Source organism: Arthrobacter sp. NPDC089319 (assembly GCF_040684925.1).
Lineage (GTDB): Bacteria > Actinomycetota > Actinomycetes > Actinomycetales > Micrococcaceae > Crystallibacter.
The window spans coordinates 1-26,268 of sequence record NZ_JBFBGZ010000013.1; the positions used below are offsets into that span (position 1 = coordinate 1).

Annotated in this window: 20 protein-coding genes and 1 pseudogene; 10 read left to right on the forward strand and 11 right to left on the reverse strand. The window is 66.5% G+C overall.

What is annotated here, in order from left to right; translation table 11 throughout:
* Window positions 1–186 (forward strand): annotated as a pseudogene (locus AB0N75_RS16235) (integrase core domain-containing protein); the annotation flags it as partial.
* Between the two features lie 48 nt (window positions 187–234).
* Here AB0N75_RS16235 and AB0N75_RS16240 read toward each other — a convergent pair.
* Together AB0N75_RS16240 and AB0N75_RS16245 are read right to left on the reverse strand one after the other, a co-directional pair.
* Complete coding sequence (locus AB0N75_RS16240) at window positions 235–1,260, reverse strand: 2-hydroxyacid dehydrogenase (protein WP_364651981.1); 1,026 nt, start codon at window positions 1,258–1,260, stop codon at window positions 235–237.
* The gene (locus AB0N75_RS16245) at window positions 1,254–2,576 is read right to left on the reverse strand and encodes a glucarate dehydratase family protein (protein WP_364651982.1); all 1,323 of its coding nucleotides are present in this window, start codon (window positions 2,574–2,576) and stop codon (window positions 1,254–1,256) included. Before AB0N75_RS16245 ends, AB0N75_RS16240 begins: the two co-directional genes overlap by 7 nt.
* A 106-nt stretch (window positions 2,577–2,682) precedes the next feature.
* On the opposite strand from AB0N75_RS16245, the gene AB0N75_RS16250 reads away from it, so the two are divergent.
* Window positions 2,683–3,603: a LysR substrate-binding domain-containing protein gene (locus AB0N75_RS16250; protein ID WP_364651983.1), complete on the forward strand. Its 921-nt coding sequence runs from the start codon at window positions 2,683–2,685 to the stop codon at window positions 3,601–3,603.
* On the opposite strand, the gene AB0N75_RS16255 is transcribed toward AB0N75_RS16250, so the two are convergent.
* Both AB0N75_RS16255 and AB0N75_RS16260 read right to left on the reverse strand, forming a co-directional pair.
* The gene (locus AB0N75_RS16255; RefSeq protein WP_364651984.1) at window positions 3,576–3,839 is read right to left on the reverse strand and encodes a PLD nuclease N-terminal domain-containing protein; all 264 of its coding nucleotides are present in this window, start codon (window positions 3,837–3,839) and stop codon (window positions 3,576–3,578) included. The two genes, AB0N75_RS16250 and AB0N75_RS16255, sit on opposite strands and share 28 nt — an antisense overlap.
* A gap of 159 nt (window positions 3,840–3,998) precedes the next feature.
* Window positions 3,999–4,568, reverse strand: coding sequence for a DUF1697 domain-containing protein (locus AB0N75_RS16260; RefSeq protein WP_364651985.1), 570 nt, complete (start codon window positions 4,566–4,568; stop codon window positions 3,999–4,001).
* Window positions 4,569–5,036: 468 nt separating this feature from the next.
* Between AB0N75_RS16260 and AB0N75_RS16265 the strand changes: the two genes are divergently transcribed.
* The 5 genes from AB0N75_RS16265 to AB0N75_RS16285 all read left to right on the forward strand — a co-directional run bounded on the left by AB0N75_RS16265 (window position 5,037) and on the right by AB0N75_RS16285 (window position 14,666).
* Window positions 5,037–7,037 (forward strand): Hsp70 family protein, encoded by a 2,001-nt coding sequence (locus AB0N75_RS16265; RefSeq protein WP_364651986.1) that lies wholly within the window; start codon window positions 5,037–5,039, stop codon window positions 7,035–7,037.
* 20 nt (window positions 7,038–7,057) lie between these two features.
* Window positions 7,058–9,625, forward strand: a complete 2,568-nt coding sequence (locus AB0N75_RS16270; RefSeq protein ID WP_364651987.1) for a LuxR C-terminal-related transcriptional regulator — start codon at window positions 7,058–7,060, stop codon at window positions 9,623–9,625.
* Window positions 9,626–9,835: 210 nt separating this feature from the next.
* On the forward strand, window positions 9,836–11,155 hold the full coding sequence (locus AB0N75_RS16275) for an IniB N-terminal domain-containing protein (protein ID WP_364651988.1): 1,320 nt from the start codon (window positions 9,836–9,838) through the stop codon (window positions 11,153–11,155).
* A 110-nt stretch (window positions 11,156–11,265) separates the two neighbouring features.
* Window positions 11,266–13,095 carry a dynamin family protein gene (locus AB0N75_RS16280; RefSeq protein WP_364651989.1) on the forward strand — a complete coding sequence of 610 codons (1,830 nt, stop codon included), beginning with the start codon at window positions 11,266–11,268 and terminating at the stop codon, window positions 13,093–13,095.
* On the forward strand, window positions 13,092–14,666 hold the full coding sequence (locus AB0N75_RS16285; RefSeq protein ID WP_364651990.1) for a dynamin family protein: 1,575 nt from the start codon (window positions 13,092–13,094) through the stop codon (window positions 14,664–14,666). Before AB0N75_RS16280 ends, AB0N75_RS16285 begins: the two co-directional genes overlap by 4 nt.
* On the opposite strand, the gene AB0N75_RS16290 is transcribed toward AB0N75_RS16285, so the two are convergent.
* From AB0N75_RS16290 to AB0N75_RS16315, 6 genes are all read right to left on the reverse strand, one after another.
* Window positions 14,574–15,191: a hypothetical protein gene (locus AB0N75_RS16290; RefSeq protein ID WP_364651991.1), complete on the reverse strand. Its 618-nt coding sequence runs from the start codon at window positions 15,189–15,191 to the stop codon at window positions 14,574–14,576. The genes AB0N75_RS16285 and AB0N75_RS16290 overlap by 93 nt on opposite strands.
* 62 nt (window positions 15,192–15,253) lie before the next feature.
* Entirely contained in the window at window positions 15,254–17,227 is a 1,974-nt protein-coding gene (locus AB0N75_RS16295; protein WP_364651992.1) for an amino acid transporter, read from the reverse strand.
* Window positions 17,228–17,337: 110 nt separating this feature from the next.
* The gene (locus AB0N75_RS16300; protein ID WP_364651993.1) at window positions 17,338–18,297 is read right to left on the reverse strand and encodes a cation diffusion facilitator family transporter; all 960 of its coding nucleotides are present in this window, start codon (window positions 18,295–18,297) and stop codon (window positions 17,338–17,340) included.
* 25 nt (window positions 18,298–18,322) lie between these two features.
* The gene (locus tag AB0N75_RS16305) at window positions 18,323–19,072 is read right to left on the reverse strand and encodes a ZIP family zinc transporter (RefSeq protein ID WP_364651994.1); all 750 of its coding nucleotides are present in this window, start codon (window positions 19,070–19,072) and stop codon (window positions 18,323–18,325) included.
* Between the two features lie 160 nt (window positions 19,073–19,232).
* A complete protein-coding gene (locus AB0N75_RS16310; RefSeq protein WP_364651995.1) occupies window positions 19,233–19,868 on the reverse strand; it encodes a uracil-DNA glycosylase in 636 nt (211 codons plus the stop codon).
* A 212-nt stretch (window positions 19,869–20,080) separates the two neighbouring features.
* Window positions 20,081–21,709, reverse strand: coding sequence for a molybdopterin-dependent oxidoreductase (locus AB0N75_RS16315; protein WP_364651996.1), 1,629 nt, complete (start codon window positions 21,707–21,709; stop codon window positions 20,081–20,083).
* 407 nt (window positions 21,710–22,116) lie between these two features.
* Here AB0N75_RS16315 and AB0N75_RS16320 point away from each other — a divergent pair, with 407 nt between their 5' ends.
* Window positions 22,117–22,659, forward strand: coding sequence for a YceI family protein (locus AB0N75_RS16320; protein ID WP_364651997.1), 543 nt, complete (start codon window positions 22,117–22,119; stop codon window positions 22,657–22,659).
* Between the two features lie 143 nt (window positions 22,660–22,802).
* Entirely contained in the window at window positions 22,803–23,750 is a 948-nt protein-coding gene (locus AB0N75_RS16325) for a D-2-hydroxyacid dehydrogenase family protein (RefSeq protein WP_364651998.1), read from the forward strand.
* Window positions 23,751–23,804: 54 nt separating this feature from the next.
* Here the strand turns inward: AB0N75_RS16325 and AB0N75_RS16330 are convergent, their stop codons facing one another.
* The gene (locus AB0N75_RS16330) at window positions 23,805–25,043 is read right to left on the reverse strand and encodes an ROK family transcriptional regulator (RefSeq protein WP_364651999.1); all 1,239 of its coding nucleotides are present in this window, start codon (window positions 25,041–25,043) and stop codon (window positions 23,805–23,807) included.
* 52 nt (window positions 25,044–25,095) lie between these two features.
* Between AB0N75_RS16330 and gap the strand changes: the two genes are divergently transcribed.
* Entirely contained in the window at window positions 25,096–26,115 is a 1,020-nt protein-coding gene (gene gap, locus AB0N75_RS16335) for a type I glyceraldehyde-3-phosphate dehydrogenase (RefSeq protein WP_364652000.1), read from the forward strand.
* The last annotated feature ends 153 nt before the right edge of the window (window positions 26,116–26,268 follow it).

The window sequence follows — 26,268 nt, forward strand, 5'->3', positions numbered from 1 at the left end:
CCGAACGCTTCAACCGCACACTCCAGGAAGGCTGGGCCTACCGCCGCCCCTACGCCTCCAACCAGGAACGCACCGACGCCCTGCCGACATGGCTAAACTTCTACAACCACCACCGGGCACACAGTGCCATCGGAGGCCGCCCACCCATCAGCCGGTGTAAACAACCTGCTGTCTAAGTACAGCTAGGCGTTGGCCGGTCGCCGGAGACAGCCGGGCCCCAGCCAGCGCTTCCGGTCAGCGCACCTGGTTCCGCACCGGCTCTCCCGCGGCGACGCGGTTGACATTCCCCGCAATATCGTCGGCCCGCAGTTCGAACGTGGAACGTGCATGACCGGAGTAGTGCGGCGTCAGCACCACATTTGGCAGTTCGCTGAACGGGAAGTCGGCCGGCGGCGTGCGTCCCGCTTCCGGCGCACCCCACCAGACGTCGATGGCTGCGCCGCCGATCTGCTGGTCCACCAGTGCCCGATAAAGGGCTGCCTGATCCACCACCGGCCCGCGCGCCACATTGACCAGCACGGCATCCTGCCGCATGGCGGCGAACTCGGCGGGACCGATCAGGCCCACGGTGGCGTCGTTGAGCGGAACGGTGACCACCACGACGTCGGACTCTGCCAGCAACCGGGGAAGGTCGCCGACGCCGCCCACCCAGCGCGGTAGGGCACCCTTTGACAGCGGGGCATCCGGCCGGTTCCGCACGGCCATCACATCCATGCCCAGTGCGGCTGCCAGCCGAGCGGTTTCGCGGCCGATGCCGCCAAAGCCCACCACCCCCAACGTCATGCTGTCCAGCGTGCGGTGCAGCGGGACGGCGTCGTCGGTCGCAATGGTCCGCCACACGCCAGCGCGCAGTTCGCCGCTGACGGCGGGAAGCCGACGGGTTAGGGCCAGAATGGACATCAGCACATGCTCGGCAATGGGCCGCTCATGATGAAAGGTGTTGGCAACCACCACGGCGGGCCGCAGCGCGGCCAACGCCACCCGGTCCAGGCCGGCGCCGGTCACCTGTACCAGACGGGCGTTGCAGGCGGTTGCCTCCTTCGCGTCCATCCGTGCGCACACCACGACGTCGGCGCCTGCGAGGGCACGCGACCTCACCTCAGGCGGCGCGTCGGCCAGGAAGCGCCATCGGTGCCGGGGCGCGCGGGCCAGGAGGCGTTCGGAGAAGCGGGAAATGATCGGATCGGTGACCACCACGTCCAGCACGGCCGGATCCGCGGGCGCCGGGACGCTTGGCGTGGCGGCTTCGGCGGTTACCACCGCGGACTCTTGGGCTCATAGCCGGGCAGGATCCGCCGCATATAGCCGGTGTCGTCGCGTTCGGTGATGCCGCTGGCCAAATACTGCCGGTGCAATCGTTCCAGCGCTTCAGGATCCAGTTCCACACCAAGACCGGGCGCCGTGGGGACGGTCACCGCGCCGTTGCTGAATGCCAAGGCACCGGGAAGCACAATGTCCTCGTCCGCGCGCTTCCATGGCCAGTGGGTATCGCACGCGTAGTCCAGGTTGGGGGTGGCCGAGGCCAGATGGACCATGGCGGCCAGGCTGATGCCCAGATGCGAGTTGGAGTGCATGGACAGGCCCAGACCGAACGTTTCGGCGATGCCGGCCAGGGTCTGCGACCGGCGCAACCCGCCCCAGAAGTGGTGGTCGGAGAGCACCACGTCCACGGCGCCGGCAGCCACCGCCGGCGGGAGGTCGTTGAAGCTGACCACGCACATGTTGGTGGCCAGGGGCAGCGGCACCTGGCGGCGGACTTCGGCCATGCCCTCGATCCCGGGTGTGGGGTCCTCCAGATACTCAACGATTCCCTCGAGCCGGCGGCCAACGCGGATGGAGGTTTCAACAGTCCACGCGGCATTGGGATCGATCCGCAGCGGGAGGTCGGGGAACTCCGCGCGCAGGGCTTCGATGGCGGCAGCCTCGGCGTCGGGCTCAAAAACGCCGCCCTTGAGCTTAAGGGCCGTGAAGCCGTAGGTCTCAACCATGCGCCGCGCCTGGGCCACGATTCCGTCGGGATCCAGCGCCGCGCCCCACTCGTCGTCGGCCAGCCCGGGGTGGCCCCCCCACTTGTAGAACAGGTAGCCGCTGAACGGTACAGCGTCGCGGACCGCGCCGCCCAGCAGCGCGCTGACCGGCAAGCCGAGCAGCTTGCCCTGAATATCAAGGGCCGCCACATCGAACGGCGAGAACACTCGGTCCGCCGTCGAGGAGCCGGTGACCATACCGCTCATCCCATGGCCGCCCCGAGTGCTGTCGGCGGCCAATGCCCGGGCAACGCGGGCGCGAAGGTCGTTGATGTTAAACGGGTCGGCGCCGGTGATGGCGTTGGCGGCCATCCGGAGGCGCGCCAGATGGGCTGCATCCCCGTAGGTCTCGCCCAGCCCGGTGATGCCCGCGTCCGTGTGGAGTTGCACGATCGCCCGGAGCGCATATGGTTCGTGGACGCCCACAGTATTCAGCAGCGGCGGATCGGCAAAGGCTACCGGCGTGATGGTGACCCCTGTGACGGAGGTCTGACCGATCGGTGAGGTGCTGTCGTGGTGGAGGCCCTGGGATTCGAAGACGGTGGACATCGCAGTCCTTTCTGGCGGCTGGGAGAGTGACTCCCTTCACGCTAAGGGCCTCGATCCATGCCTGTCCAAGCTAAGATATGCACGAAACCATGCAAGGAGTGTATTGATGTTTTCGCTAATCCAGCTGGAGTCATTTGTGGCCGTGGCGGAGGAACTGCACTTTGGTGCGGCCGCGGCGCGGCTCAACATGACGCAGCCACCGCTGAGCCGCCAGATCCAGCTGCTGGAACGCGAACTCGATGCCCAATTGTTTGAACGGAGCAGCCGGAAGGTCGAGCTGACGGCAGCCGGCAAGGTGCTGCTGCCCAGTGCGCGCCGGATCTTGGACCTGTGCACGAAGACGTCGCTGGATGTGCGTCGGGTGGCCACCGGCGATGCCGGTTCCATTGTCATCGGCTACACGGCGATAGCCGGACAGGCGGCCTTGCCGGGGATCCTCCGCAAAGCCGGTGAACAGATCGCAGGAGTGTCCCTGGTCCTACGCGAAGCGGTCTCGGTCGACCAGTTGGAAGCGCTCTCCCGGGGGTCAATCGATATCGGTTTGCTGCGGCCCATCGTCGCCCGTCCGGGAGTGGCCACGCGGCCGTTCATGGAGGACCGGCTGGTAGTTGCCCTGCCTGAGGGGCACGCGCTGGCGACCGGAAACGGGGTATTCCTCAAGCAGTTGGACGGGCTGCCACTGATGATGTATTCAACTGCCGAAGCCCGATATTTCCACGATCTGGTGATGCGGCTCTATGAAAGCGCTGGGGTACAAGCGAACATCACCCAGTTCGCCAGCCAGGCACCGGCATTGTTGGCCTTCGTGGCCGCCGGGCTGGGGGTGACCCTGGTACCGGGCTCATCTATGGACTTCGCGCCACCCGGCGTTAGCTTCGAAGAATTGCGGGGGCATTCCGGGCTCGCCGACCTCAATCGGGCTGACCTGCACGTGGCCTGGAGCGAGGCCACCGCGAACCCGGCGGTGATTCGCTTGCTGGAGCTGATCTTGGACGACTCTCAGGGGGCCACTGGCCCGGTGGCCTGATTTGCGGGAGTGATGTCCGGCCGGGGGACAGCGGCGGCCGCCCAGCGCGATGCGGTCAGGAACCAGACCAACGGGCCGAGAAGTGGCAGTGCCAGCACCACCAGGGACCAGCCCGACTTGGCGGTGCGCTGCCGGTTGCTCCGCCAAATGCTGACAAGCGCTCCGACGGCCAGGAGAAGGGCAAACGGACCGGCACAGACGAGTGCCGATATCCACGTGACTGAGTCGAACAGCAAAGGACCCCCCTCCCTGAATAGCCATAGAGCCGGCTGCGCCGGTTCATGGACTGCCAGTTACGAGTCTAGAATCGCCTCCATGCTGCGGGCCATCCTCCGTGAGGATGAATTTCCGATCGGGCCCTCTCCGCCCGTGGTGGGAGGTGCCGTCGGCGACCTTTAGCGCAGGGGCGGAAACTTGGCCAGCACCTTGTGCATGGTGTTGAGGTTCCTGGTGGTGGTCAGCGGCTTGTACTTCGCCTTCGCTAGGTGCTTGGAAAGTTTGGACTCCAACGTGCTGCCTTTGGGGACTTCCCAGTACAAGACGTCACCGCCAGCAGCCGCACGCTCCTCGGGTGAAAGGCCGGGGGAGTCCTCGAGCAGCTGTCTCACTACGTCTTGGCCGGTGGTCAGCACCGCGTAGGCATGCCGGGGGACTCCGTCGTTGGCCGGTGTGAAAGGGTAGCCATCGATGATGCCAGCTACCTGTTCCCTGCTCTTGACAATCACCCAGGCGTCGTAGCCGAAGGCTGCACGCAGGGTGGCCTGGACGCTTTCCTTGACGGCTGCCGGATCATCCGTCTCGGCACGGAGTACTACGTTCCCCGATGCCAGGACTGTCTGCACTTGGGAGAAGCCGGATCCGGCGAGGGCCTGGCTCAAATCCTTCATGGCAATCCGAATTCCGCCGACGTTGATGCCCCGCAGGAAGACCGCAAAGGTGTCCGAGGGCCGGGTTGTGACAGACATATTTTTATTCTCTCCCGAGCGTCGAGGACGGGTCGGTTTTACGTTGTATGCAGCAGGTGTAATCGGTTGACCCGCGGGCCGGTGCGCAGTTGGAACCCACTAGATGCAAAGAGCGGCATATGTAGCAAAGAGGCATTGCAATGGCAGCAAAGCCAGTGGGACCTGTGGTAACCATTCACCATAATCGGAGTGAACCATTAACCAAATATGGAAGGAGCGGATCCGGGGCTGCGGCCTGAAATTTTCCCTTGTTTTAGCTCTGAAGCCCTCCTACGCTGATCTGTGTTGGAGCGGCACCGCGCAGATGCCGAAGTCACTTTTTGGGGCGCGCGGCTGACAGTTGAGGGTGTCATTCGGAGTGACTGCCTATCGATTCGGACCGGCCTCGGGGGAAGCAGAGCGGGGCGCTGGAAACAGGTATGAAGAGCGGTGGGGGACGTTCCTCGCTGGACGTCCAATGGGGGATTCATGGCCTATGTACTGAGTGTCGATGTCGGCACAAGTTTCACGGCAGCAGCGACTGTCCGATATGGGGAAGGGGATCTTGACGCTCAGCAGCCACAGGCCGTTGGCTTGGGGTCACGGGCGGCAGCCGTGCCGTCAGCCATTTATCTAGGCGATGACGGTACCGTCCTGGTTGGTGAGGCCGCCGAAAGGCGGGGAACCAGCTCCCCTGAGCGGGTGGTTCGAGAATTCAAGCGCCGGATCGGCGATTCTGTGCCGATCATGGTGGGCGAGCTTTTCGTTACCCCCGAGAGCATTTTTGCCACCATCGTCCGGTGGGTCGTCGACCGGACACAGGAACGCGAGGGCGAACCCCCGGAGGGCGTGGCGGTCTCCCATCCGGCCAGCTGGGGCGACTACAAGACGGGGCTGATCCGGGACGCCTTGGCCGCCGTCGGACTGGCTGACGTGGTGCTGCTGAGCGAGCCTGAAGCTGCCGCCTTGCACTACGCCTCGCAGACAAGGGTGCCGGCCGGAAGCCTGATCGCGGTCTACGACTTCGGCGGCGGCACCTTTGATGCTGCCGTTTTGCGCAAGGACGATGCCTCCTCGTTCGCACTGCTGGGCAGGCCCGAAGGGCTGGAGCGGGTGGGCGGAGCGGATGTGGATGATCTTGTCTTTTCCCACGTGGCCGCCAGCCTGGACGGCGGACTCAGCGGTGTAGATCTGAGCGCCCCGCAGACACGGTTGGCACTGGAGCGAATCAGGCGCGAGTGCGTCGAAGCCAAGGAAGCGCTCTCGGCGGACTCAGAGGCGACGATCCCCGTTTTGCTGCCGCACGTGCAGACTGGAATCCGCCTGGTGCGGACAGAATTCGAAGGCCTGGTCGAGCCTCTGGTGCATGACACCATCGGTTCCCTGGCCCGGGCCCTGGAGGCGGCGGACGTTACCGCCGCCGAACTGACCGCGGTTCTGCTGACTGGTGGCTCGTCACGGATCCCGCTGGTCGCTCAAATGCTGTCCACCGAGTTAGGGCGTCCCATCGCCGTAGACGCGGATCCGAAGGCATCTATCAGCCTGGGCGCCGCCTACTTCGTGGCACGAAACCGTCTGGCTCTGGCTAACGAGCACGCTAAGGTCCAGGAACACAGTGCGGAGGCGGCAGCAGCCAGCACGAATTTGGCGGACGAACGGAAGGGCCCGTCCTTCGGTCTTCCTGCCGACGCCGCATCGGCGACCGACGGCGTGGAGAACTCCCGGAAGCCAGCCTTCGCGATGCGCGCAGCCGCTGTGACACTGGCGGTGGCCACCCTGACGGCGTTGACCGCAACGGCCGCTCAAAGTCCCCAAGATTTTGGTCTGTTCGGCTCCTTGCCGGGCATGGCCCAGGGCAGTGCCGCGGAACGAAACAGCTACATACCCGGAGGTTTGCCGCAGCAGAGCGAAGGCGCCGGGCCGGCAAACTCCGTGCTGGCCGACGAGGCACCCCCGCCCGGTATGAGTCCTGTTGTTTCGTGGGACAACCCGGATGCCGACAAGACCGGCCGGAGCGCCGAGGACACGCCCAAGTCCGGCGCCTCCGGGAACGCCCCGGAGGATAAGGCGGCGCGAACATCAACGACGTCGCCGAACGGAACACCGGGGACGGCTCCGGGCGGCACGCCCACCACGGGTACCGGCAGCACAGCGCCTGGCAGCCCCGGCACGGCATCCGATTCGGGCACCAACAGCGGCACCGGCACTTCTGCTCCCGCACAGCCTGGAACTCCGGCGCCGACCCAACCACCACAGCCGAGTCCGGCGCCGCCCCCGACCAATCCCACGCCGGCCCCGGTTGTTACTCCTGAGCCGACAACCGAACCAGAACCTGTGCCGGCGGAGACAACTTCCGCGCCGGAGCCGACGCCGTCAGAGACGGCCGCCGTCGATGCTCCGCCAGCCGACGCCCCGACATCACCGGCTTCGACCGAGACCGAACAACCGTCTGCTCCAGCCGACGAGTCGACTCCCTCGGTGCCGGCATGACGGCTGCGAGGACCGTCCACGTGGCCGCTAGGCGGCTGGTCAACCGGAAGGCCGCGAAATTGTTGACCGAGGCCTCGACAGATCCTCGTTCGCAATTGCTGGCCAGCGTGTCAGGACCGGGCGGCTCAGGCAAGAGCACCCTGCTGGAGAACCTGGCGGTTGTCTACAGCGAGGCAGGCATCCCCGTGAGTACGGGAAGGCAAGTCCTGCAGCAAGGCGCAGTGGACGAGGGCAGCACCGTGCTGATCGACGATGCACACCAATGGAACGACCCTGAACTGGAACGCATCCAGCAGCTGGTCGACGGGCAGCCGGTCAACGTCGTCGTCGCGTATCGCATGTGGCCCCAGCTTCCAGCGTTGAAACGGCTGACGACAACCCTTGAGACCCACCGCCGGCCGATCCTGCTGGGACCGTGGACCCGGGACGAGGTCGCCGCCCACACTTCCGCCACCCAGGGCGAACCGCTTCCCGGTTCCGTCATTGACCGGATCTTCGAGCTCACGGGTGGTATGCCGTGGTTGGTCCAGCATGCTCTGGAAGCGATGGGCGATAGGGGCCGCACGCTGCCGCAAGATCCGCTGGAGTTCGGCGGACTAGTCGATCAGGTGGGCCATGAACTGGAACGGTTGGCACCGGACCTTCGCGAACTGCTGCTGGCGCTGGCTGTCGGTTTCGACCCAGCCGGGCCGCTGCCGGCCGAGGTTGAGCAGACGGAGGGAGGCATCGACCCTCTAATGACTCAGGCGGCGGCAGCGGGTTTGATCCTGCCGGAGGGAACCCTTCCCCCGCTGATGCGCAGCGTCCTGCTTCAGACCACCCCGCTGCATCACGTGCGGACGGCCCAGCATGCCTTGGCCGACCTCCTGTCTACCGGCGAGACCCCGGATCCCACTGACGTAGCCCGTGGTCTTGCCCAAAGCGGACTCCAGGATGCGCGGGTGGCCAGGACCCTCCAATCGGCCGGCGATAGTGCTCTGGCAACGGAGCCGCACTTGGCCGCAACGCTCTACGAGGAAGCGACCGCTGCCGGTGCACCGGGGGCGTCGACGGCGGCGCGCCGTGCCCAGGCGGCCTTGGCCACCGGAGACCTTGACAGCGCCGGTCGGCTGGTGGACCCTCTCCTGTCGCAGCCCGAGGCACCGGACAAGCACCGGGGTGCGGACGTGGCAGCGTCGTTGTGGGCCCAGCGGGGCATGCTGGCGCGGAGTGCCCAGGTTTACCGCTGGGTTGGCGCGCCGGCCGGGGATGCCTCCAAGGCTCTCGCCGCCGTCGTGATGATCGGCACCGGTGATCGCGACGCTGCCCGGAGCCTGCTCGCCGCCGACCGGCTGGAAGAATCACCAACGCTGACCAACGTGGCCCTTTCACTCATGGGACAAGGCGTGGCTGAGTCCGTTGGCGAATACACCGAGCGCGCACTTCCAGCCCTGGTCCGTGCTTCCGACATGCTGACTGCCTCCGGCGCCTCGATCCCGCTGCCCGACAGCCCCGCGGCACTTGCCGCACTGGTGGCACTGCACAGCGGGGAGCTTTCGGTGGCCGAATCGGTGCTCGACGATGCGCTGCGCGGAGGCCAGGGCGGGCCGGCAGGGCGGCTCCGGTTGCTGCTCCTGCGCGCGTGGGTTGCCATGCTGCAGGACCATCCGGACAACGCCGGGGCTGCAATAGCGGAGGCGGCCGCCGGCGGAACCTGTCCCACACCGCGGGACGAATTATTGCTGGACGCCTTGCACGTGGGCCTGGCCCGACGGACCGACGACATGGCTGGCTTGGTGCGTGCCTGGGAACGGGCGCGCGGACGGCTGCTGCACGTCGCCGTCGATCTCTATAACCTGTTGCCGCTGGGTGAACTGGCGGTGGCCGCCGCACGCTTGCGCGATTCCGAACGGCTTCGGCCGCATTTGGCCGACGCGTGGGCGCTGTTGGAAAAGCTGGACGAACCTGCTTTGTGGTCCACTCCGCTGCGCTGGTACGCCGTCCAGGCCGCTATTCTGGCGGAGAAGCCTACCGAGCTGGCGCCCCATGCCTCCGCATTGGTGCGCGCGTCCGGAAAGTATCACCTTGCCGCTGTGCTTGCGGCAGCCGGCCGGTCCTGGGTATCCGTTCTCGCGGGCAGGATCGAACCGCGGGCCGTCGAGGAATCCGCCCGCGCGCTCGCAGCCGTCGGCCTGACTTGGGACGGGGCCCGGCTGGCCGGACATGCGGCAGCACACGCCGAAGAGCGCAAAGACATGAGCCGCCTCTTGGCCTGCGCCCGGGACCTGCACCCGGGGACGCGAGGCACAACCGAGGCTACCCATTTAGCCCAGTCCACCGCCGCTGAGTCCGAGCCGCAGCTGACCGTGACCACACCAAGAGCATCAGCCCCGGAGAGCACAGCCTTGAGCGAGCGGGAGCGTGAAGTGGCCCGGTTGGTTCTGGAGGGCAAGACCTACCGGGAGATCGGCGCCGCGATTTTCATTTCGCCGCGGACCGCCGAACATCACATCGCCCGGATCCGCCGGCGGTTGGGGGCATCAAACCGCTCCGAGCTGTTGACCCAACTGCGGCTTGCCCTGGGTGAAGACGGCTCCCAAGGCCCGTAGTTCCGCTCCGTACCGGGGCTTGGCCGCAGCCTACCTAGCCCCTGGAAGCCGCAATCCCCCTCCGGGGGCCGGGGAGCGGGGGAGGAAGCCCCGATGCCGGCAGCAGCACCCCGACCGTAGCTTTGAATCAAGCCAAGCAACCTAGCTCGGCGGGCCACCATCCATAGTTTTGGCCACATCCAGTAGGACCTAGATTGGGGAATCAACATAATGCCTACGCTTGCAAGCTCACTTCTCGAATTCATCATGAACCTGCTCCGGGATCCGCGCGCTGCCGACGAATTCAACGCAGACCCGGACGCAGCCCTGGCCAGCGCCGGCCTGTCCAACGTGTGCTCGGATGATGTTGACGCGATCATGCCGGTCATCCTGGACTACGCCCCGGTCGGCTCCGGGTCGTCCTTCGACCGCGAGTACAACACCGGTGACAACCACGGTGGCAACTCCGGCGATTGGTCCAGCGACAACAGTGGCTGGGGCAACGGACGCGACGACGACGATGACGACCATGGGCACGGACGGGGCCGGGACGACGACGATGACGACCGTGGTGGTCGTGGCCGGGACGACGACGATGACGACCGTGGTGGACGTGGCCGGGACGACGACGATGACCATGGCCACGGCGGTGGGGGCCGCGGCGACCATGGCGATGACGACCATGACCATGCGGTGCAGCAGTTGACGCACATCGTCAACAACTACTCCTACACCTCCGTCGTTGACGATCGGGACACCATCACCGACCAGTCCGTGAACCAGAACATCTGGGCCAACGGCGACGTCAATCAGTGGTTCGACAACGACGCCGTGGTGGCGTCGGGCGACGACTCGAACGCGGCCGGCGGCGATGTGGATAATTCCACCGGCGACGAGAACAACCACTCGATCAACCTGACGACGGGTGACGTCGGCGGCGGCATCGCGATCGGCAATGAGGATAACTCCGTCGATAACTCCATCACGGACTCCTACAACACCGATGTGGACCTGGACGTCGAGGTCGAGGACTCCTTCAACGACAACTCCAAGGACATCGACCTGAACAACGTTGGCAACGAGGACAACGACCTTACAGTCGGTGACATCGATGCCTCGCAGGACAACGATGGGATCGACGTCACGACCGGGGACATCGACGTCGACGCATCGCAGGACAATGACGGGATCGACGGCAACGGCAACGTTGTCGGCAATGACGGCAATGCGATCGATAACGACGGCAACGGCAACGCCTTGGACAACGTCGGCAACGACAACTCCTTGGACAACGTCGGCAACGGCAACGTGATCGGCAACGACGGCAATGCGATCGACAACGACGCCATTGGCAACGTGGTCGGCAATGACGGTAATGCGATCGACAACGACGACAACGCCATCGGTAACGTCGGCAACGCGATCGACAACGAGTTGGAGTTCACCGGGATCGACGAGTCGGTCAACGACTCGGTGATCATCGCGGACAACGACAACAACGATCTGCTGACCGATAACGACGTCGTCGACGCAGATGTTGTGGTCGAGTAACCGATCTGACAACTGAATCACGACAGATCAGCTGTCCAGCAGGGGGCCGGGGGACCTCCTGCTGGACAGCGTCACGGTCCGGCTAGGGCCGGAAAACAGGAGGGGATACGGTGGCCGAGCTCGTCAAGCTGGTGGATCAGGGCCTGGAACTGGCCAAGAAGGGCGAACGCGCAGACTTGCAGCGGCGCCTTGAACAAACCCGCAAGCGGCTGAAGGACCCGACCACCAGGGTGATCGTCGTCGGCGAATTCAAGCAGGGCAAGAGCCAGCTGATCAACGCACTGGTCCATGCGCCGGTCTGTCCTATCGACGACGACGTCGCCACCTCCGTGCCTACCGTGGTGAAGCAAGGGGATCCAGCCTCGGCCGTGATCCTGGTGCCGAAGGACGGCAGCGAAACCGCGGACGGGGAAGGCGAACTGGAACGTCGCCCGATCGCTCTCGAAGAGCTCGCCCAGTACGTTTCGGAACGGGGAAACCCGGGCAATGAGCGCCGATTGGCAGCCGCAGAGGTCTTGCTGCCGCGCAAGGTACTAGGCGGCGGGCTGGCACTGGTGGACTCCCCGGGCGTCGGCGGACTGGACTCGGCGCACTCCCTGACCACGCTGACCGCGCTGCCGACGGCGGACGCCATGCTGCTGGTCTCCGATGCATCGCAGGAGTTCACCGAACCAGAACTTCGGTTTCTCCGGCAGGCCCAGCGGATCTGCCCAAATGTGGCCGGTGTCCTGTCCAAGACCGACCTGTATCCGCAGTGGCGGAAGGTGGCGGATCTTGATCGGGGCCATCTGCAGCGGATCGGGGCGGACATGCCGCTGATCCCGCTCTCCTCGGAACTGCGCCTGCAGGCCGCCGCCCTGCACGATAACGAACTGAACGCCGAATCCGGCTTTCCGGAACTGGTGGCCTACCTGCGGAACAACATCCTGGCCCAGAGCGAGCGGCTCCAGCGGCGGTCGGTGGCGCAGGTCTTGGTCTCGGCGACTGACCATTTGCGGCTCTCGCTGAAATCCGAACTGAGCGCGCTGGAAAATCCGGACGGCACACCGGAAATGCTCGCCGAACTGGAAGCGGCCAAGGAACGCGCAGATGAGCTCCGCCGTCGTTCTTCCCGTTGGCAGGTCACGCTCAACGACGGTATGAGCGATCTCATCTCGGACATGGAACATGACCTGCGTGACCGGCTGCGCAGCATTATGCGGGACGCGGAGCAGGCCATCGATGCAGGCGATCCCGGGCCGCAGTGGGACCAGTTCGTGCACTGGCTGGAGCAGCGGGTCGCTTCGGCCGTATCGGACACCTTTGTGTGGACGAACGAACGGTCGCTGTGGCTGGCGGAAAACGTCGCCGAGCACTTCAACCGGGACGAGGTGACCCTGCCGTTGCTGCAAGTGGACTCCACGGAGAACGTGCTGGACCCGGTGGAGGGGATCCCGGACCTGGATCCCGGCCGGATGGGGCCGGTCCAGAAAATCCTGATTGGCATGCGCGGCTCCTACGGCGGAGTGCTGATGTTCGGCCTGTTGACCGGAATTATGGGCCTCGCCTTGATCAATCCGATCTCGGTCGGCGCCGGCCTGCTGCTCGGCGGCAAGGCGTACCGGGAAGACAAGGAAGCCCGGCTGAAGCGGCGCCAGCAGGAAGCCAAGGCATTGGTCCGCAAGCAGGTTGACGAGGTGGTGTTCCAGGTGGGCAAGCAGCTTAAGGACCGGCTGCGGATGGTCCAGCGGGCCACTCGCGATCATTTCACCGCGCTGGCCGAAGAGCACCACCGCTCACTCGCCGATTCGGTACTGGCCGCACAGAAGGCAGCGAGCCATTTCAACCAGGAACGCGACCTGCGGATCCGCGAGATCAAGGCGTCGCTCGCCCTGGTGGAATCGCTGCGCAAACAGGCCTTGGCGCTGGATCCGGCGCCCCAGTTGGCGGCACAGGCATGAACGGAGCGGCCGCGGGGGCGGATCTGGAAGCGGCCCGCGGACTGGTCCGGGAGGCGATTGACGCCTACCGCGACGATCCGGCCGTGCGCCAGGTGCTGGAGGACTACGCGCGCCGGCTCGACGAGCCCTTGCGGGTGGCCATCGCCGGCATGGTGAAGGCCGGCAAATCGACGCTGCTCAACGCCATCATTGGGGAGGAGATCGCGCCGACGGACACGGGGGAGTGCACCAGGGTGGTCACCTGGTATCGCCACAGCGACACTCCGCGGATCACCCTGCACCCGCGGGTTGGACCGCCACGGAACGTGCCGATCAGGCGAACGAACGGCCGGCTGGTCTTCGAGCTCGGCGGGACCGAGGCCGCCGACGTCGCGCGGCTGGTAGTGGACTGGCCGTCGAGGACCCTACGGGGCGTCACGCTGATCGACACGCCAGGCATCGCCTCGCTCTCGCAGGATGTGTCGGCCCGCTCCACCGAGTTCCTGGTGCCCACCGACGCGCCCTCGGAAGCTGACGCCATCATCTACCTGCTGCGGCACCTCCACGCATCGGACCTGGGCTTTTTGGAGTCGTTCCGGGACACCGCGGCAGGACAAAGCGGCACCGTGAACGCGCTGGCGGTGCTGTCCCGCGCGGACGAGGTGGGTGCCGGCCGGATCGATGCCCTGCTCTCCGCCCAGGACATAGCCGCGCGCTACCGCCGCGATGGCGCCTTGCGCTCGTTGGCGCTGGGGGTGGTCCCGATCGCCGGCCTGCTGGCGCAAACGGCCCGCAGCCTGAGGCAGGCGGAGTTCTCCATCCTCACCGAACTGGCAGCCCTGGACAGGCGGGAGCGGGAGCGCCTTCTGCTGTCCGCCGACCGGTTCGTCCGCCCCGGAGGCCCGCTGACAGCGACGCCGGAGGCGCGTGCGGACTTGCTGGACCGGTTCGGGGTCTTCGGGGTCAGGATGGCAGCCGCGCTGCTCCGCGGCGGCATCTCGGATCCGACCGTGCTGGCCCACGAGCTGGCCCGCCGAAGTGGGCTGGACGAACTGCTGGCCGTGATCACCGGGCAGTTCCAGGCCCGCGCCGGACAGCTGAAAGCCCGCACCGCCCTGATCGGCATCGAGAAGCTGCTGAAGGACCATCCGCGTCCGGGCACAGACGTCGTCGCGGCGACCCTGGAACGGCTGCTTGCCGGCGCCCACGCCTTCCGCGAACTGCGGCTGCTGGCCCTGGCGCGTACCACGGGGCTGCCGCTGGAACCGCAGTTGGCCGCCGAAGCCGAACGCGTGATCGGCGGCGACGGGGTTGCTGCCCATGAACGACTGGGGCTGCCTCGGGACACATCCGACGAGGGGCTGCGCGAACACGCCTTGGCGTGCCTGCGGCGTTGGCACGCGGTAGCCGCTGATCCGCTGCGCGGCCGGGCCGTCGCCGAAGCCTGCCAGACGGTGGTCCGAAGCTGCGAGGAACTGCTGGCCGGCATGCAGCCAGCCTCAAGTGGCCGGGCGGCCGCGCGTCTGGTTCTCGGCTCGGAACCATTGGCTGGCCCCGTGCAGGACGCTGGCGACCACCGCCGCGCCGGCTAGGGCCAGCTGTAGCACCAGCAGGACTCTGATGCCGAACTCTTGATCGCCGGGGGCCGCCAGGAACGCATCGGCCACCAGCGTCACCACTCCTTGGACAAACAACATGGCCAGCAGCACAAAGCGCACTTTCCCATGCCGGCGCAGCAGGACAAGCAGCAGCACTGCCTCGATCAGGATGACCAGCGCCAGCATGCCCAACGTACCCCAAAAAACCACTATCGCGAGGGCCTCCACGGTCTCCTGGTCGTCGCCCCGTTCCAAGCCGTCGATGAGGCCGCGCACGTGTTCCACGATGGCATCCCGGGCGAAGAACGCGAAGATCCCCGCGATCAGCCCGGACGCGAAACTCAGGATCCACAGGAAGCGGACCCTCTTGACTGCAGGCGGCAGCGTGAGGATCTCTTTGATGGGTGCCGGGGTGTGGTCGGACAGGGGCGGGCGCGGCGGCGCGGGACGTTCCGGTTCGCCGGACAAATCCCCGGTTCCCTGAGCTCCAGGCGCCCCCATTCCTGGTTCATGAGACATGCCAGTAATCTAACCGCCGACCTTTCGGACCGCAATGGCGCCGCCAGCGCCTCGGGGTGCTATCAGCCCACATGGATACCGGGGCGACGGGCGGGATCGGGCTCGTTCTGGCGGATGATTTCGCGGACCACCGGCGCGGTGTCCCCCTGTCCCAAGAGCAGATAGCGGAAGAGGTGGCCGAGCGGGTTGCCCTCGGACCATTCGAAATAGGCATGAGGCCGGACGCCGGTCGCGTCCCGGACCGCTAGGAGTATGGACGCGATCGCGTTCGGCACGGCGGGACTGTCCGCCCGCAGCACCCGGTACCCATCGATGTCGACGCCGCGGACGCGCAGCACCTTGGTGAAGGCAGACGGGTCCACAATGTCAATCTCGAGGAACAAGACATCCGCCGTTCCCGGGACGGCATTCATGTACCGCTGGGAAGCCTCTTTGGCGCTGTAGTCGGCCTGGCTGCCGCGGCGGCGTTTGGCAATGATGTCCAGCGCGCCGTCGTAGTCCAGTGAATCGCTGATGAAGCGCCGGGCGGCCTGGTCGAACTCGATTCGTTCGGTGCGCAGTTCCGTCGTCCGGGTAACCCGGGAGACCAGCGAGACCGTGACCATGCCGAGGACGAAGAGTCCGCAGATGGCGATGCCGTCCGGCTTTTCCACGATGTTGGCCAGCAGCGCATACAGCAGCACCAAGCTCAGCGCGGCATAGCCGGCGGCGGCGCGGCGCTTTTGCCGGCGGGCCACGGTGAAGGTCACCGCGATGGCCGCTGAGACCATCATGGCCAAGATCCCGGTGGCGTAGGCCCCGGCCTGGGCATTGACGTCGGCACGGAAGCCCAGGGTGATCAGGATGCTGACGCCGGTGTAGACCAGGACTACCGGCCGGATGGCCCGGGTCCATTCGGGCGCCATGCCGAATCGGGGCAGGTATCGCGGGACGATGTTGATCAGCCCCGCCATGGCCGAGGCTCCGGCGAACCACAGGATCAGGATGGTTGCCGCGTCGTAGAACGTCCCGATGCCCTCGCCGAACATTCCGTGCGCCAGATAAGACAGTGCCCTGCCGTCGGCGGGGCCGCCGGGGGCATAGGCATCCGGCGGGACCAGGACCGCGGTGACGAAGCTGCTGCCCAGCAGGAAACCGCTCATCACTCCTGCCGCGCAGGTGAGCAGCTTCCTGCTGTTGTGGATGCGCGAGGCCAGGCGCTGGGCCCGGGTGTCGCCGGTGCAGGCGACCAGCGGCATCATGCTCACGCCCGTCTCGAATCCGGACAGCCCCAGGACCAGCAGGGGAAACGCCAGCAGCAGGGTCAGGGCCAGGCTGCCAGGGCCTGCGCCCGCGGACGTCACCGCGTGGGTCCAATCGGAGACCAGACCAGGTTCCTGCGCGATCGTCGCCAGTCCCGCCGCGATCACGATGGCGTTCATGACCAGGAATACGGAAACCAGCGGTACGGCTAGGGCCACCGCCTCGCTGAAGCCTGTCAGGAAGATGCCACCGAGGACAAGCAGCAGGATGATGGTCACGGGAACGGCGCCGCCCTGTAGGAAATCGGGGACGTATGGATTTTCGAGCACGTGGACGGTTGCATCGGCGGCGGAAAGCGTGATGGTGACGATCCACGAGGTGGCGATGAAGCCGAGCAGGACGAGGATGATCACCTTGCCCTTCCAGAACGGCAACAGCCGGTCAAGCATGGCCACCGACCCCTGGCCGTAAGGGCTCTCGGCGGCCACCCGCCGGTAGAGCGGGAGCATGCCCAGCAGGGTGAGCGCCACGATCAGCAGCGTGGCCAGCGGCGACAGCGGCCCGACGGCGATCAGGGCGATGCCGGGAAGGTAGGAGAGGGTCGAAAAATAGTCGACGCCGGTTAGGCATACGACCTTCCACCAGGGGTAGGACGCGGTTCCCGGAACGCTTTCCCGGCCCACCGGCGGAACCTTTTCCTTCACCAGCCAGCGGCTCAGCGGGTGGCGGAGCGGCGGCGGGGGAGTCGGCCTCGGCACAACGGCCGGGACCGTATGTTCAAGCGACCAACGCACCGGATTCTCCAGTTGCCCCGGCCGGCGGACCCCGGTTTGAGGCCCTGTCGCGGGGCGTTCCCACAGTATAGATCCGTCGTGGGCGGGGCACGAGCGGTTATTGGGTCGCTTCAATCACCCAGCAGCGGCTGTTCGCCCGGTGTCGCCAGGGTCAGGACGGCTTCTTCGATCAGGTCGTGTTCCTCGAGGGTGCGTTCCACCCGACGCAGCGCCACCGCCACATCGTGCTCGGGCAGGTCGCCGGCCATGTCTACCGCTGCCACCACGTACAGCCGGGAGGGCCCGACGAATTCCATGTGCAGGTAGGTCACCCGGTCCACGTCCGGGTTCTGCAACAGCAAATTGACGACGGCGGAGCGCGCCTCGCCGGTTGCGGGTTCACCGACCAGGAACTTGCGGTTACGGTCGATCAGCACCACCGCTATGGTGCCCAGCAGCAGACCCACCAGGATGGAGCCGATGGCATCGGGAACGGGGGACCCGGTGATTTGATGCAGGGCGACGCCCGACGCGGCTATGGCAATGCCGATCAGGGCCGCAAAGTCTTCGGCGAACACCGCCCGCAACGTGGGATTGGAACTGACGACAACATACTCCAACGTGTGGCGCCGGTAGCGTCTGGCTCCTTTCCGGGCTTGGCGCAGTGCTTGGGCAAAGGAAATTCCTTCCAGCACGAACGCCAGCGCCAACACCACGTAGGCCACGATGAAGTCGCTGGCCGGCTCGGGATTGGCCAGGACCTGGATGCCGTGCCACACCGAGACCACCGCCCCGGCAGTGAACAAACCGAAGGCGGCGAACATCGACCAGACGTAGGCTTCGCGCCCGTAGCCGAGCGGGTGGCGTGCATCCCGCGGCTTGTTCGACCGGCGCTCGGCAATCAATAAGAAGACTTGGTTCCCGGTATCCGCCCACGAGTGCGCTGCCTCCGCCGTCATCGACGCAGACCCGGTCAGGGCCGCCGCGACGGACTTTGCCACCGCCACCAGCGCGTTGGCGCAGAAGGCAATGATGACGGTCAGGACGCCCGACCTCTCCTCCGCCTTGCGGGCCGGCATGGTGGTCTTCATGGCCGGATCGGGTTGGCTGGCGCGGTCATAGGCCCTCGAGGACCAATGCGGTGGCAAAGCCCAGCGCCGCGGTGAAGCCGGTGAGGAGGTGATGCGTTTCGAAGGCTTCGGGAATCATGGTGTCGGCGATCATGGCAAGAATCGCACCGGCAGCCAGCGCGTTAATGAAGGCCACGGTCTCCGGCCGGGCGTCCTGGAGCGCAAGGTAGCCGACCAGCGCGCTGATGCCGGACAGAACGGCAATTCCGCTCCACACGCCAAAGACATAGCGGCCGCTGCGCCCGGCTTTCTTCATCCCCGCCGTGCTGGAGAGCCCTTCGGGGACATTGGAAATAAAGACCGCCCCCAGCATCGCCGGGCTGACGGTTCCTCCGCCGACCAAGCCCAGGCCGAGCACCAAGGATTCCGGGATTCCGTCCAGTAGGGCGCCCACGGCGATCGCCGTGCCGCTGCCCGGATTCTGGCCCTCGGTAGGCTGCTGATCGCCCGACCGCTTGCGATGTTTCGCGCCGTTCCTGGCCAGCAGCGCGTTGGCGCCCACAAAAAGGCCGGCGCCGACGAGGAAACCGATGATGGTAGCGCCGATTCCGCCGGTGTTCACCGCTTCATCGACCAGCTCGAAGGCGAGAGCCGAGATCAGGACGCCGGCGCCGAAAGCCATGATGGTGGAGACGACCTTGGCGGGAAGGGTCCACTTCCAGGCGACGGCACAGCCAATCACCAGCGCGGCCCCGCCGAGCAACCCGAAAGCAAACGCGGTCATCCACAAGGGCATTGGCGCTCCTCCCGTCCAGCTCAGGCTAACGGCGGGGCGGCGAAATCGCTACGGCTCGAAGCCGCGGGGTCGCAAGGAGGAAGGTGTCCCCGGGAAGCCGGGAAGCCGGGGTGGCGGGGAGGCTGGGCGTTGCGGGCGCTAGTGTCGGGGCGCCGGCGTGCTACTTGCCCGGGCGGCCCAATCCGGTGCGCGCCATCCCATCCGCGTAGGCCTCATGCATGACGTCCAGCCATTCCTGCTGGCGGGTCGGAGAACCGGCGAACGCCCGGCCGCTGAGCGCCCGGACCTTGAAAGTCTTAAAGCCGCGCCGCCAGAGCAGCGGGTTCTCCGTCTTCAGCAGCAGCGCAGCGAGCCGCTGGGCTTCGGTTCCGTGAGCCACCAGCACGGATGCCCGCGGCACCAGCGCCAGCATCCGCAGCAGGGGCTTGAGTCCGGCGCTGATCTGGTTCGGCGTCAGCTTGCCGTTGGCCTCGCCCGGGACGAACCACGGGTGCACATTCCAAGGCATGACGTATTCCGGGCGCAGGCCCAGTTGCCACTGCAGCCCAAGCATTCGGGTGGTCGCTTCCTGATCGCCGGGCCAGATGAAGCCAGTGTCCGATGCCTGCCCGATGTTGGAGTACAGCGACACAATCCGGCATTCGTCGGCGTTGTGGATCGGGTCCACGTACGGGACCTCGGTGCCCGGCTTCTGCTCGCGCAGTTCGTCAATCAGGTGGTTGATGTCGGCGACGCCGGAATCGTACCTGCGGTCCATGAGGTCCTTGTGCTGATCGGATACTGCCGGGCTGCTCATCGGGGTGTGGGTCTCCTGAAAGGAAGGGGAAGTGAACGGTAGGCGAATCGGTCTGCCGAGAACGACGGCGGTGCCCGCCTGTGGCGGAAGTCCGCCTGCCGCTGCGGGGAGGCGGCTATTGAGCATAGCAACCGAAGCTGGGAGCCTCCCGACCCCGCGGTGCGGATTCTCGCGCCCGGCATGGCCGTCCTGTGACCAAGATGACCCGGACGCTAATCCGCGGTGAATTCAATACTGTGCCAACCGCTGGCGCCATTCGGGGCCGGCGGCGCCGGAGTTTCCGTCTGCAGCTTGCCGTCGCCGTCCCAGGCCCGGACCCGCAGCATGTGCTGGCCGGCGGGCACATCGTCCCGTACCAGATACCACTGGCGCCATGTGTCCACTGAGGCCTCCGCGGCCAGTTTGGCGTCGGCCCAATCGCCGTCGTCCAACTGCACCTGAACTTTCGAGATACCCCGGTGTTGTGCCCACGCCGTTCCCGCGAAGGGCGTCCGGCCGGCGGCTACGCGGGACCCGGCGCGCGGCACGTCGATCCGTGAGGCGGTCTTGATGGGTCCATGGTCCGACCAACCGCGGCTGGTCCAGTACGCAGTTTTGTCCTCAAACCGGGTGACTTCCAGGTCCACCACCCACTTGGTGGCGGACACGTAGCCGTACAGTCCCGGCACCACCATCCGCACCGGGAAACCATGTTCCAGCGGCAGCGGTTCGCCGTTCATTCCGATCGCGAGCAACGCGTTCCGCGCATCGGTGAGCACTGCCAGCGGAGTGGAAGCCGTGAACCCGTCGATGCTGGTGGATAGCACCATGTCCGCCTCGGGCAGCGGCCGAGCCCGCGCGAGCAGTTCGCGCAGTGGATAGCCCAGCCAGCGGGCATTCCCCGCGAGCCCCCCGCCCACCTCATTCGAAACGCAGGTCAGGGTGGTGTAGCTCTCCAGCAGATCGGCCTCGAGCAAGTCCTGGAAGCCGACGCTGACCTCTTCCTCCACCAGACCGTGGACGCGCAGTGTCCACTGCGCCGGGTCCACCGACGGGACAAACAGGGCCGTGTCGATGCGGTAGAACTGCGCGTTCGGCGTCACGAACGGAATGGCCCCGTCCACCGGAGCCTGCACGCCTGCCGGCAACGGCTTGGCGGGCCGCGCCGCCGCCGGCAGGCCCAGAGCCTCGCGCACCTGCCGTGCGCCGTTCCGGGCTGCGGAGATTGCGCCGGCGGCAATCCCCATGACAACAGCGGCGCCCGCCATCACCCCCGCTGTCGCGAGGAAGGTGCGACGCCCCGGATCCGCCTCCCGGGTGGCTGTGGCCGGATCGGCTGCCGCTCCGGCTGGGACGCCCACTCCGCCGGCCGGGACGGCAGTTCGGTCGGCTGGAACCGCCGGACCGGGCAGGAGCCGGATCAGCCAGCGTAGGCAGAACAGGCCAACGGCGGTGCCCAGCGCTGTCGGGATGGCATCAGCAGGGACGGCGCCGGCCCGGGTGAGGACGCACACCACCATGCCCACGCCCAGCGCTGCCACCACTAGCGCGCCGGCGGTCCAGTTCCGGAGGGCCAGCACGCCGATGCCCGCGGCCAGAAGAGTTGCGCCGATCCCCATGGAGACGAACAAGACCAGTTTGTCCGCCGTCGCGAACGTGGTGATGGCAAACTCGGTCAGCCACGGCGGTGACAGTTCGACCACGGCGGCGCCCACCGAGCCGAACGGTGAGGCGGCCGGACCGAAGAACGCCGCGGCCAGCTCTGCCACGGCAAAGAGCACCGCGGCCGAGACGATGCCCGCCAACATTGCTGGCATCCACGCCGTCAACACTGCAGCTTTCGACACTGGCGGTGCTGCCATGCCGGCCCTTGCCCTTCCATCGGTCCCGGACCCTGCATCTCCGGACGAGAGACAGCTTGGACCCTGGTTCGATCATCTACCCGGCATGTCGGCAACACAACCGCTCCCGGCTGATTCTCCGACCAGCCGGATTCGGGTTCGGCTCACCGAGCGCCACAGATGTTCATCCGGCGTCACATTGGCGCGTCACAGCCTGGACAGCTTCCGCAACTACGGCTTCGAAGTGGCAGTTGTTCCGGAGATGCGGAGTTTTGCTCCGGCAGGGCAGGCAATGTGGCGCCGGGCGAACAATTTCCCGTCTGTTCAGGGAAAATTGGTTGACACTTCAACTATCAGGTGATATTGTAGATGCATAAGCATGAAGTTCACCTGAGCTTCAAACCCAGACTTCAACCAGGAGGCACCACATGGCCGTACAGCTCACCCCAGGAACTTGGAACCTCGACAAGTCCCACACCGAGGTCGGCTTCTCCGTCCGCCACGCCGGCATCAGCAAGGTGCGCGGCCAGTTCACCGACGCCGACGCCACCCTGGTGGTCGGCGACAGCCTGGGCACGTCCTCCGTCGAGGCCGTCGTAAAGACCGCCTCCTTCGACTCCAACGATGACAACCGCGACGCCCACGTCAAGGGCGAGGACTTCTTCAACGTGGAGCAGTACCCGAACATGACCTTCAAGGCCACCAATGTCGAGGGCAACCCGGAAGAGTTCAAGCTGGCCGGCGAGCTGACCATCAAGGACACCACCAAGCCCGTGGTCTTCGACGTTGAATTCGGCGGCATGGCAGTGGACCCGTTCGGTGCCACCCGCGCCGGCTTCTCCGCCACCACGCAGATTTCCCGCAAGGAATTCGGCATCACCTGGAACGCTGCCCTGGAAGCCGGCGGCGTACTGGTGGGCGACAAGGTCACCATCACCGTGGACTCGGCCTTCGTTCTGCCGTCCAACTAATTCCCGCGCCACGCAGGCAGGGTCCGGAAGCATCCGGGCCCTGCCTGCGGCGTTTAACGTGCCGTGATGGCTCCGGCACCCTCTCATCATCCGGAGTGGTCCTCCTCCGGGTGGCCGGCCCCGCCTGCCGCTAGGCTGGCCTCGTGAAGATCGCCATCCTCGACGATTATCAGGACGTAGCGCTCAGCAGCGCCCCGTGGGAGCAGCTGCCGGCGGGCATCGCCGTCGAACGTTTTACCGACCATCTTGACGACGTCGATGCCCTCGCCGAGCGCCTGGCCGGCGCGCAGGTGGTGGTCACCATGCGCGAGCGGACGCCGATCACCGCCGAACTGATGGACCGGTTGCCGGGCCTCAAGCTGGTCACCACCACCGGAATGCGCAACGCCTCGATCGACCTGGACGCGGCGCGCCAGCGCGGCGTGACCGTGTGTGGAACGCAGAAGGGCACGGCGGCGCCGGCCGAACTGGCCTGGGCGCTGGTGATGGCGGTGGCGCGGGAGATCCCGCAGAATGACCGGGATGTGCGCGCCGGAATCTGGCAGGCCCGGATGGGAATCGATCTGGCCGGGTCAACAATCGGGCTGCTTGGACTCGGCCGGTTAGGCCAGCTGATGGCTGGCTACGCCGCGGCCTTTGGGATGGAGGTGCTGGCCTGGAGTCCGCACCTGACCACGGGGCGCGCCGCCGAACACGGGGCGCAGTTGGTGTCCAAGGAGGATTTGTTCCGCCGCTCGGACATCGTCAGCATCCACCTGAAGCTCGCGGAGTCGACCGTGGGAATGGTCGGCGCCGCGGAACTGGACCTGCTCGGTCCGGCAGGCCGGCTGGTCAACACGTCGCGTGGCCCGTTGGTGGACGAGGCGGCCCTGGTCGCCGCGCTGGCCGACGGGAGGATCGCCGCGGCAGCACTGGATGTCTTCGACGTGGAGCCGCTCCCGCGGGACAGTCCGCTGCTCGACGTGCCCAACCTGATTATCAGCCCGCACATCGGTTTCGTCACGGTGGAGGCCCACCGGCTGGGCTACACCCAGATGCTGGAGGGCATCCTGGCCTACCTCGACGGCGCACCGATCAACGTCCTGACCTGACCTCTCCGGCGGCATCCGCCCCGGGCACCGGCGACACCGCCGTCATGCTGTGGATCAGGCCGGTGCCTCGGCCGGTGCCAATTCCATGGCGTGTTCCTCCACGTAGTCCAGTGCCAGGCGTACGGCGCCGGCCGCCACAATCGCATCGCCGAACTCGGACACCGCCACTCGCGGAGGCGTCGCGGTGAGGCGGGGGAGTTCGCGGGTGATGGTGGGCAGCAGGGCTGATGCCGAGGCCGCCACCGCGCCGCCGATGACCACCAGTTCCGGGTTGAAGAAGGTCCCGAGCACTGCGATCACCCGGGCCATGCGCAGGCCAATCCGTTCCAAGATCCCCTGGGCCACCTCGTCGCCACGGGCCGCCGCCTCGAACACAAAGCGCGCCGACACCCGGCTGGTTCCCGGGCCGACCAGTTCGCGGATCAGCGTTGGTGTGTCAGCGGCGAGGGCTTCGTTGCCCCAGTAGCGGGCAAGCCGGGCGATGCCGTCCTGGCTGCCCACCCCGTCCACCAGTTCGAGCGTGCCCACTTCGCCGGCGCCGCCATTGCAGCCGTGCAGCAGCCGGCCCGATTCAATCAGTCCGGTGCCCAGACGCTCGCCGGCCAGCATAACGGCCAGATCGTCGACGCCGGTTCCGACGCCGCTCCAGCGCTCGGCCAGCGCCGCCAGGTTCGCATCGTTCTCCAGCAGCACCGGCCAGCCGTGGTCGGCGAAGACTTCGCTCTGCAGGCCGATGTCGAAGTGCTCGGACAGCTCGTGCCCGGCGGCCACGTTGCCGTGCCGGTCCACCACCGTGGAGACGCCGATGGCGGCGGCCAGCACGGCGGACGGCGGGAGTTCCGCCTCAGCCAGCGCGCTGGCGACAACCTGTTTGATCGTGGCCCGGCGCGAGGCGGCGCTGGCGGGCGGCTTCTCGAACCGCTCGGACACCCTGGCCAGCGTCCGGCCCTTCAGATCGGCCACCAGCACGGTGGCGGTGGCCATGCCCACGTCCATCCCCAGTACGCAGCCGGCCGCCGGGTTGAATTCGAACCGCCGTGCCGGTCTGCCCTTCGTGGTGCCCACCAGGCGTTCACCCGGCAGCTCCCGGACCCAGCCGCGGGCCGCCAGGTCGTCGCAGACCGCGATGGCGGTCGCCCGGGTGAGTCCGGTGGCCTCGATCAGGTCCGTGCCGGTGACCGCGCCGTTCGCCCGCATCACCGACAACACCGCCTTCAGATTGGCCAGCCGCAGCACCTGCGGAGTGGTGGCTGTGGTGCTCACATCGTTCCCCTTGACCTTGTCGGGCAGCATCAGGATAATAGTAATGGAACATAAATTTAGGCGCTAAATAAAAGGAGTTCCCATGGCAGTTCGGGTTGGCATCAACGGTTTCGGGCGGATCGGCCGCAACTACTTCCGGGCCGCCCTGGCGCAGGGCAAACTGGGTTCCGATCTGGAGATCGTGGCCATTAACGACCTCGGCTCGCCGGAGACTCTGGCGCATCTGCTCAAGTACGATTCGGTGGTCGGCCGGCTGGCCGCCGAGGTTGCGGTTGCCGATGGCGATCTGGTGGTGGACGGCAAGGTCGTCAAGGTCCTCGCCGAACGTGATCCCGGAAATCTGCCCTGGCGGGAACTCGGAGTCGACGTGGTGATCGAGTCAACCGGCCGCTTCACCACCGCAGCGGATGCGGAAAAGCATCTGGTGGCCGGCGCCCGCAAGGTGCTGATCTCCGCCCCCGCCAAGGGGGACGTGCTCAGCGTGGTGATGGGCGTCAACGACGGGGAGTACGACGACGGGACGCACCACATCGTGTCCAACGCTTCCTGCACCACCAACTGCCTGGCCCCGCTGGCCAAGGTGCTGCACGAGAACTTCGGCATCGAGCAGGGGCTGATGACCACCATCCACGCCTACACGGCGGACCAGAACCTGCAGGACGGCCCGCACCGCGACCTGCGCCGCGCCCGCGCCGCCGCCATCAACATGGTTCCCACCTCCACCGGCGCAGCGAAGGCGATCGGGCAAGTGCTGCCGGAGCTGAAGGGCAAGCTGGACGGGTTTGCCATCCGCGTGCCGGTGCCCACCGGCTCCGCCACCGACCTGACCGTGACCGTGGGCCGCGAGGTCACCGTGGAGGAGGTCAACGACGCGTTCAAGGCCGCCGCCGCCGACCCGCGGCTGGCCGGCATCCTCACCTACACCGAGGACCCGATCGTTTCCTCAGACATCGTCACCGACCCGGCGTCGGCCATCTTCGACTCCGGCCTGACCAAGGTGATGGGCAACCAGGTCAAGGTCATTGGCTGGTACGACAACGAGTGGGGCTACTCCAACCGTCTGGTGGACCTGACCTCGCTGGTGGCGTCCAAGCTCTCCTGACCCGACCCCGAAACGCGAGCCCGGCCGGAACATCCAGCCGGAAAACTCATCTCGGAACCCTCACCCCGGGATGACTATTCAGCAGGCGCCCTTTTCAGCCGTGAAAAGGGCGCCTGCTGATTCTTCGATTGGAGTTAACATGCCGCCGTCACC

Excerpts from the sequence above, each read along its gene's own strand:
- AB0N75_RS16245 (WP_364651982.1), bottom strand. The coding sequence starts at position 2,576 with ATGTCCACCGTCTTCGAATCCCAGGGCCTCCACCACGACAGCACCTCA.
- AB0N75_RS16250 (WP_364651983.1), top strand. The coding sequence starts at position 2,683 with ATGTTTTCGCTAATCCAGCTGGAGTCATTTGTGGCCGTGGCGGAGGAA.
- AB0N75_RS16260 (WP_364651985.1), bottom strand. The coding sequence starts at position 4,568 with ATGTCTGTCACAACCCGGCCCTCGGACACCTTTGCGGTCTTCCTGCGG.
- AB0N75_RS16265 (WP_364651986.1), top strand. The coding sequence starts at position 5,037 with ATGGCCTATGTACTGAGTGTCGATGTCGGCACAAGTTTCACGGCAGCA.
- AB0N75_RS16275 (WP_364651988.1), top strand. The coding sequence starts at position 9,836 with ATGCCTACGCTTGCAAGCTCACTTCTCGAATTCATCATGAACCTGCTC.
- AB0N75_RS16285 (WP_364651990.1), top strand. The coding sequence starts at position 13,092 with ATGAACGGAGCGGCCGCGGGGGCGGATCTGGAAGCGGCCCGCGGACTG.
- AB0N75_RS16290 (WP_364651991.1), bottom strand. The coding sequence starts at position 15,191 with ATGTCTCATGAACCAGGAATGGGGGCGCCTGGAGCTCAGGGAACCGGG.
- AB0N75_RS16300 (WP_364651993.1), bottom strand. The coding sequence starts at position 18,297 with ATGAAGACCACCATGCCGGCCCGCAAGGCGGAGGAGAGGTCGGGCGTC.
- AB0N75_RS16305 (WP_364651994.1), bottom strand. The coding sequence starts at position 19,072 with ATGCCCTTGTGGATGACCGCGTTTGCTTTCGGGTTGCTCGGCGGGGCC.
- AB0N75_RS16310 (WP_364651995.1), bottom strand. The coding sequence starts at position 19,868 with ATGAGCAGCCCGGCAGTATCCGATCAGCACAAGGACCTCATGGACCGC.
- AB0N75_RS16315 (WP_364651996.1), bottom strand. The coding sequence starts at position 21,709 with ATGGCAGCACCGCCAGTGTCGAAAGCTGCAGTGTTGACGGCGTGGATG.
- AB0N75_RS16320 (WP_364651997.1), top strand. The coding sequence starts at position 22,117 with ATGGCCGTACAGCTCACCCCAGGAACTTGGAACCTCGACAAGTCCCAC.
- AB0N75_RS16330 (WP_364651999.1), bottom strand. The coding sequence starts at position 25,043 with ATGCTGCCCGACAAGGTCAAGGGGAACGATGTGAGCACCACAGCCACC.
- gap (WP_364652000.1), top strand. The coding sequence starts at position 25,096 with ATGGCAGTTCGGGTTGGCATCAACGGTTTCGGGCGGATCGGCCGCAAC.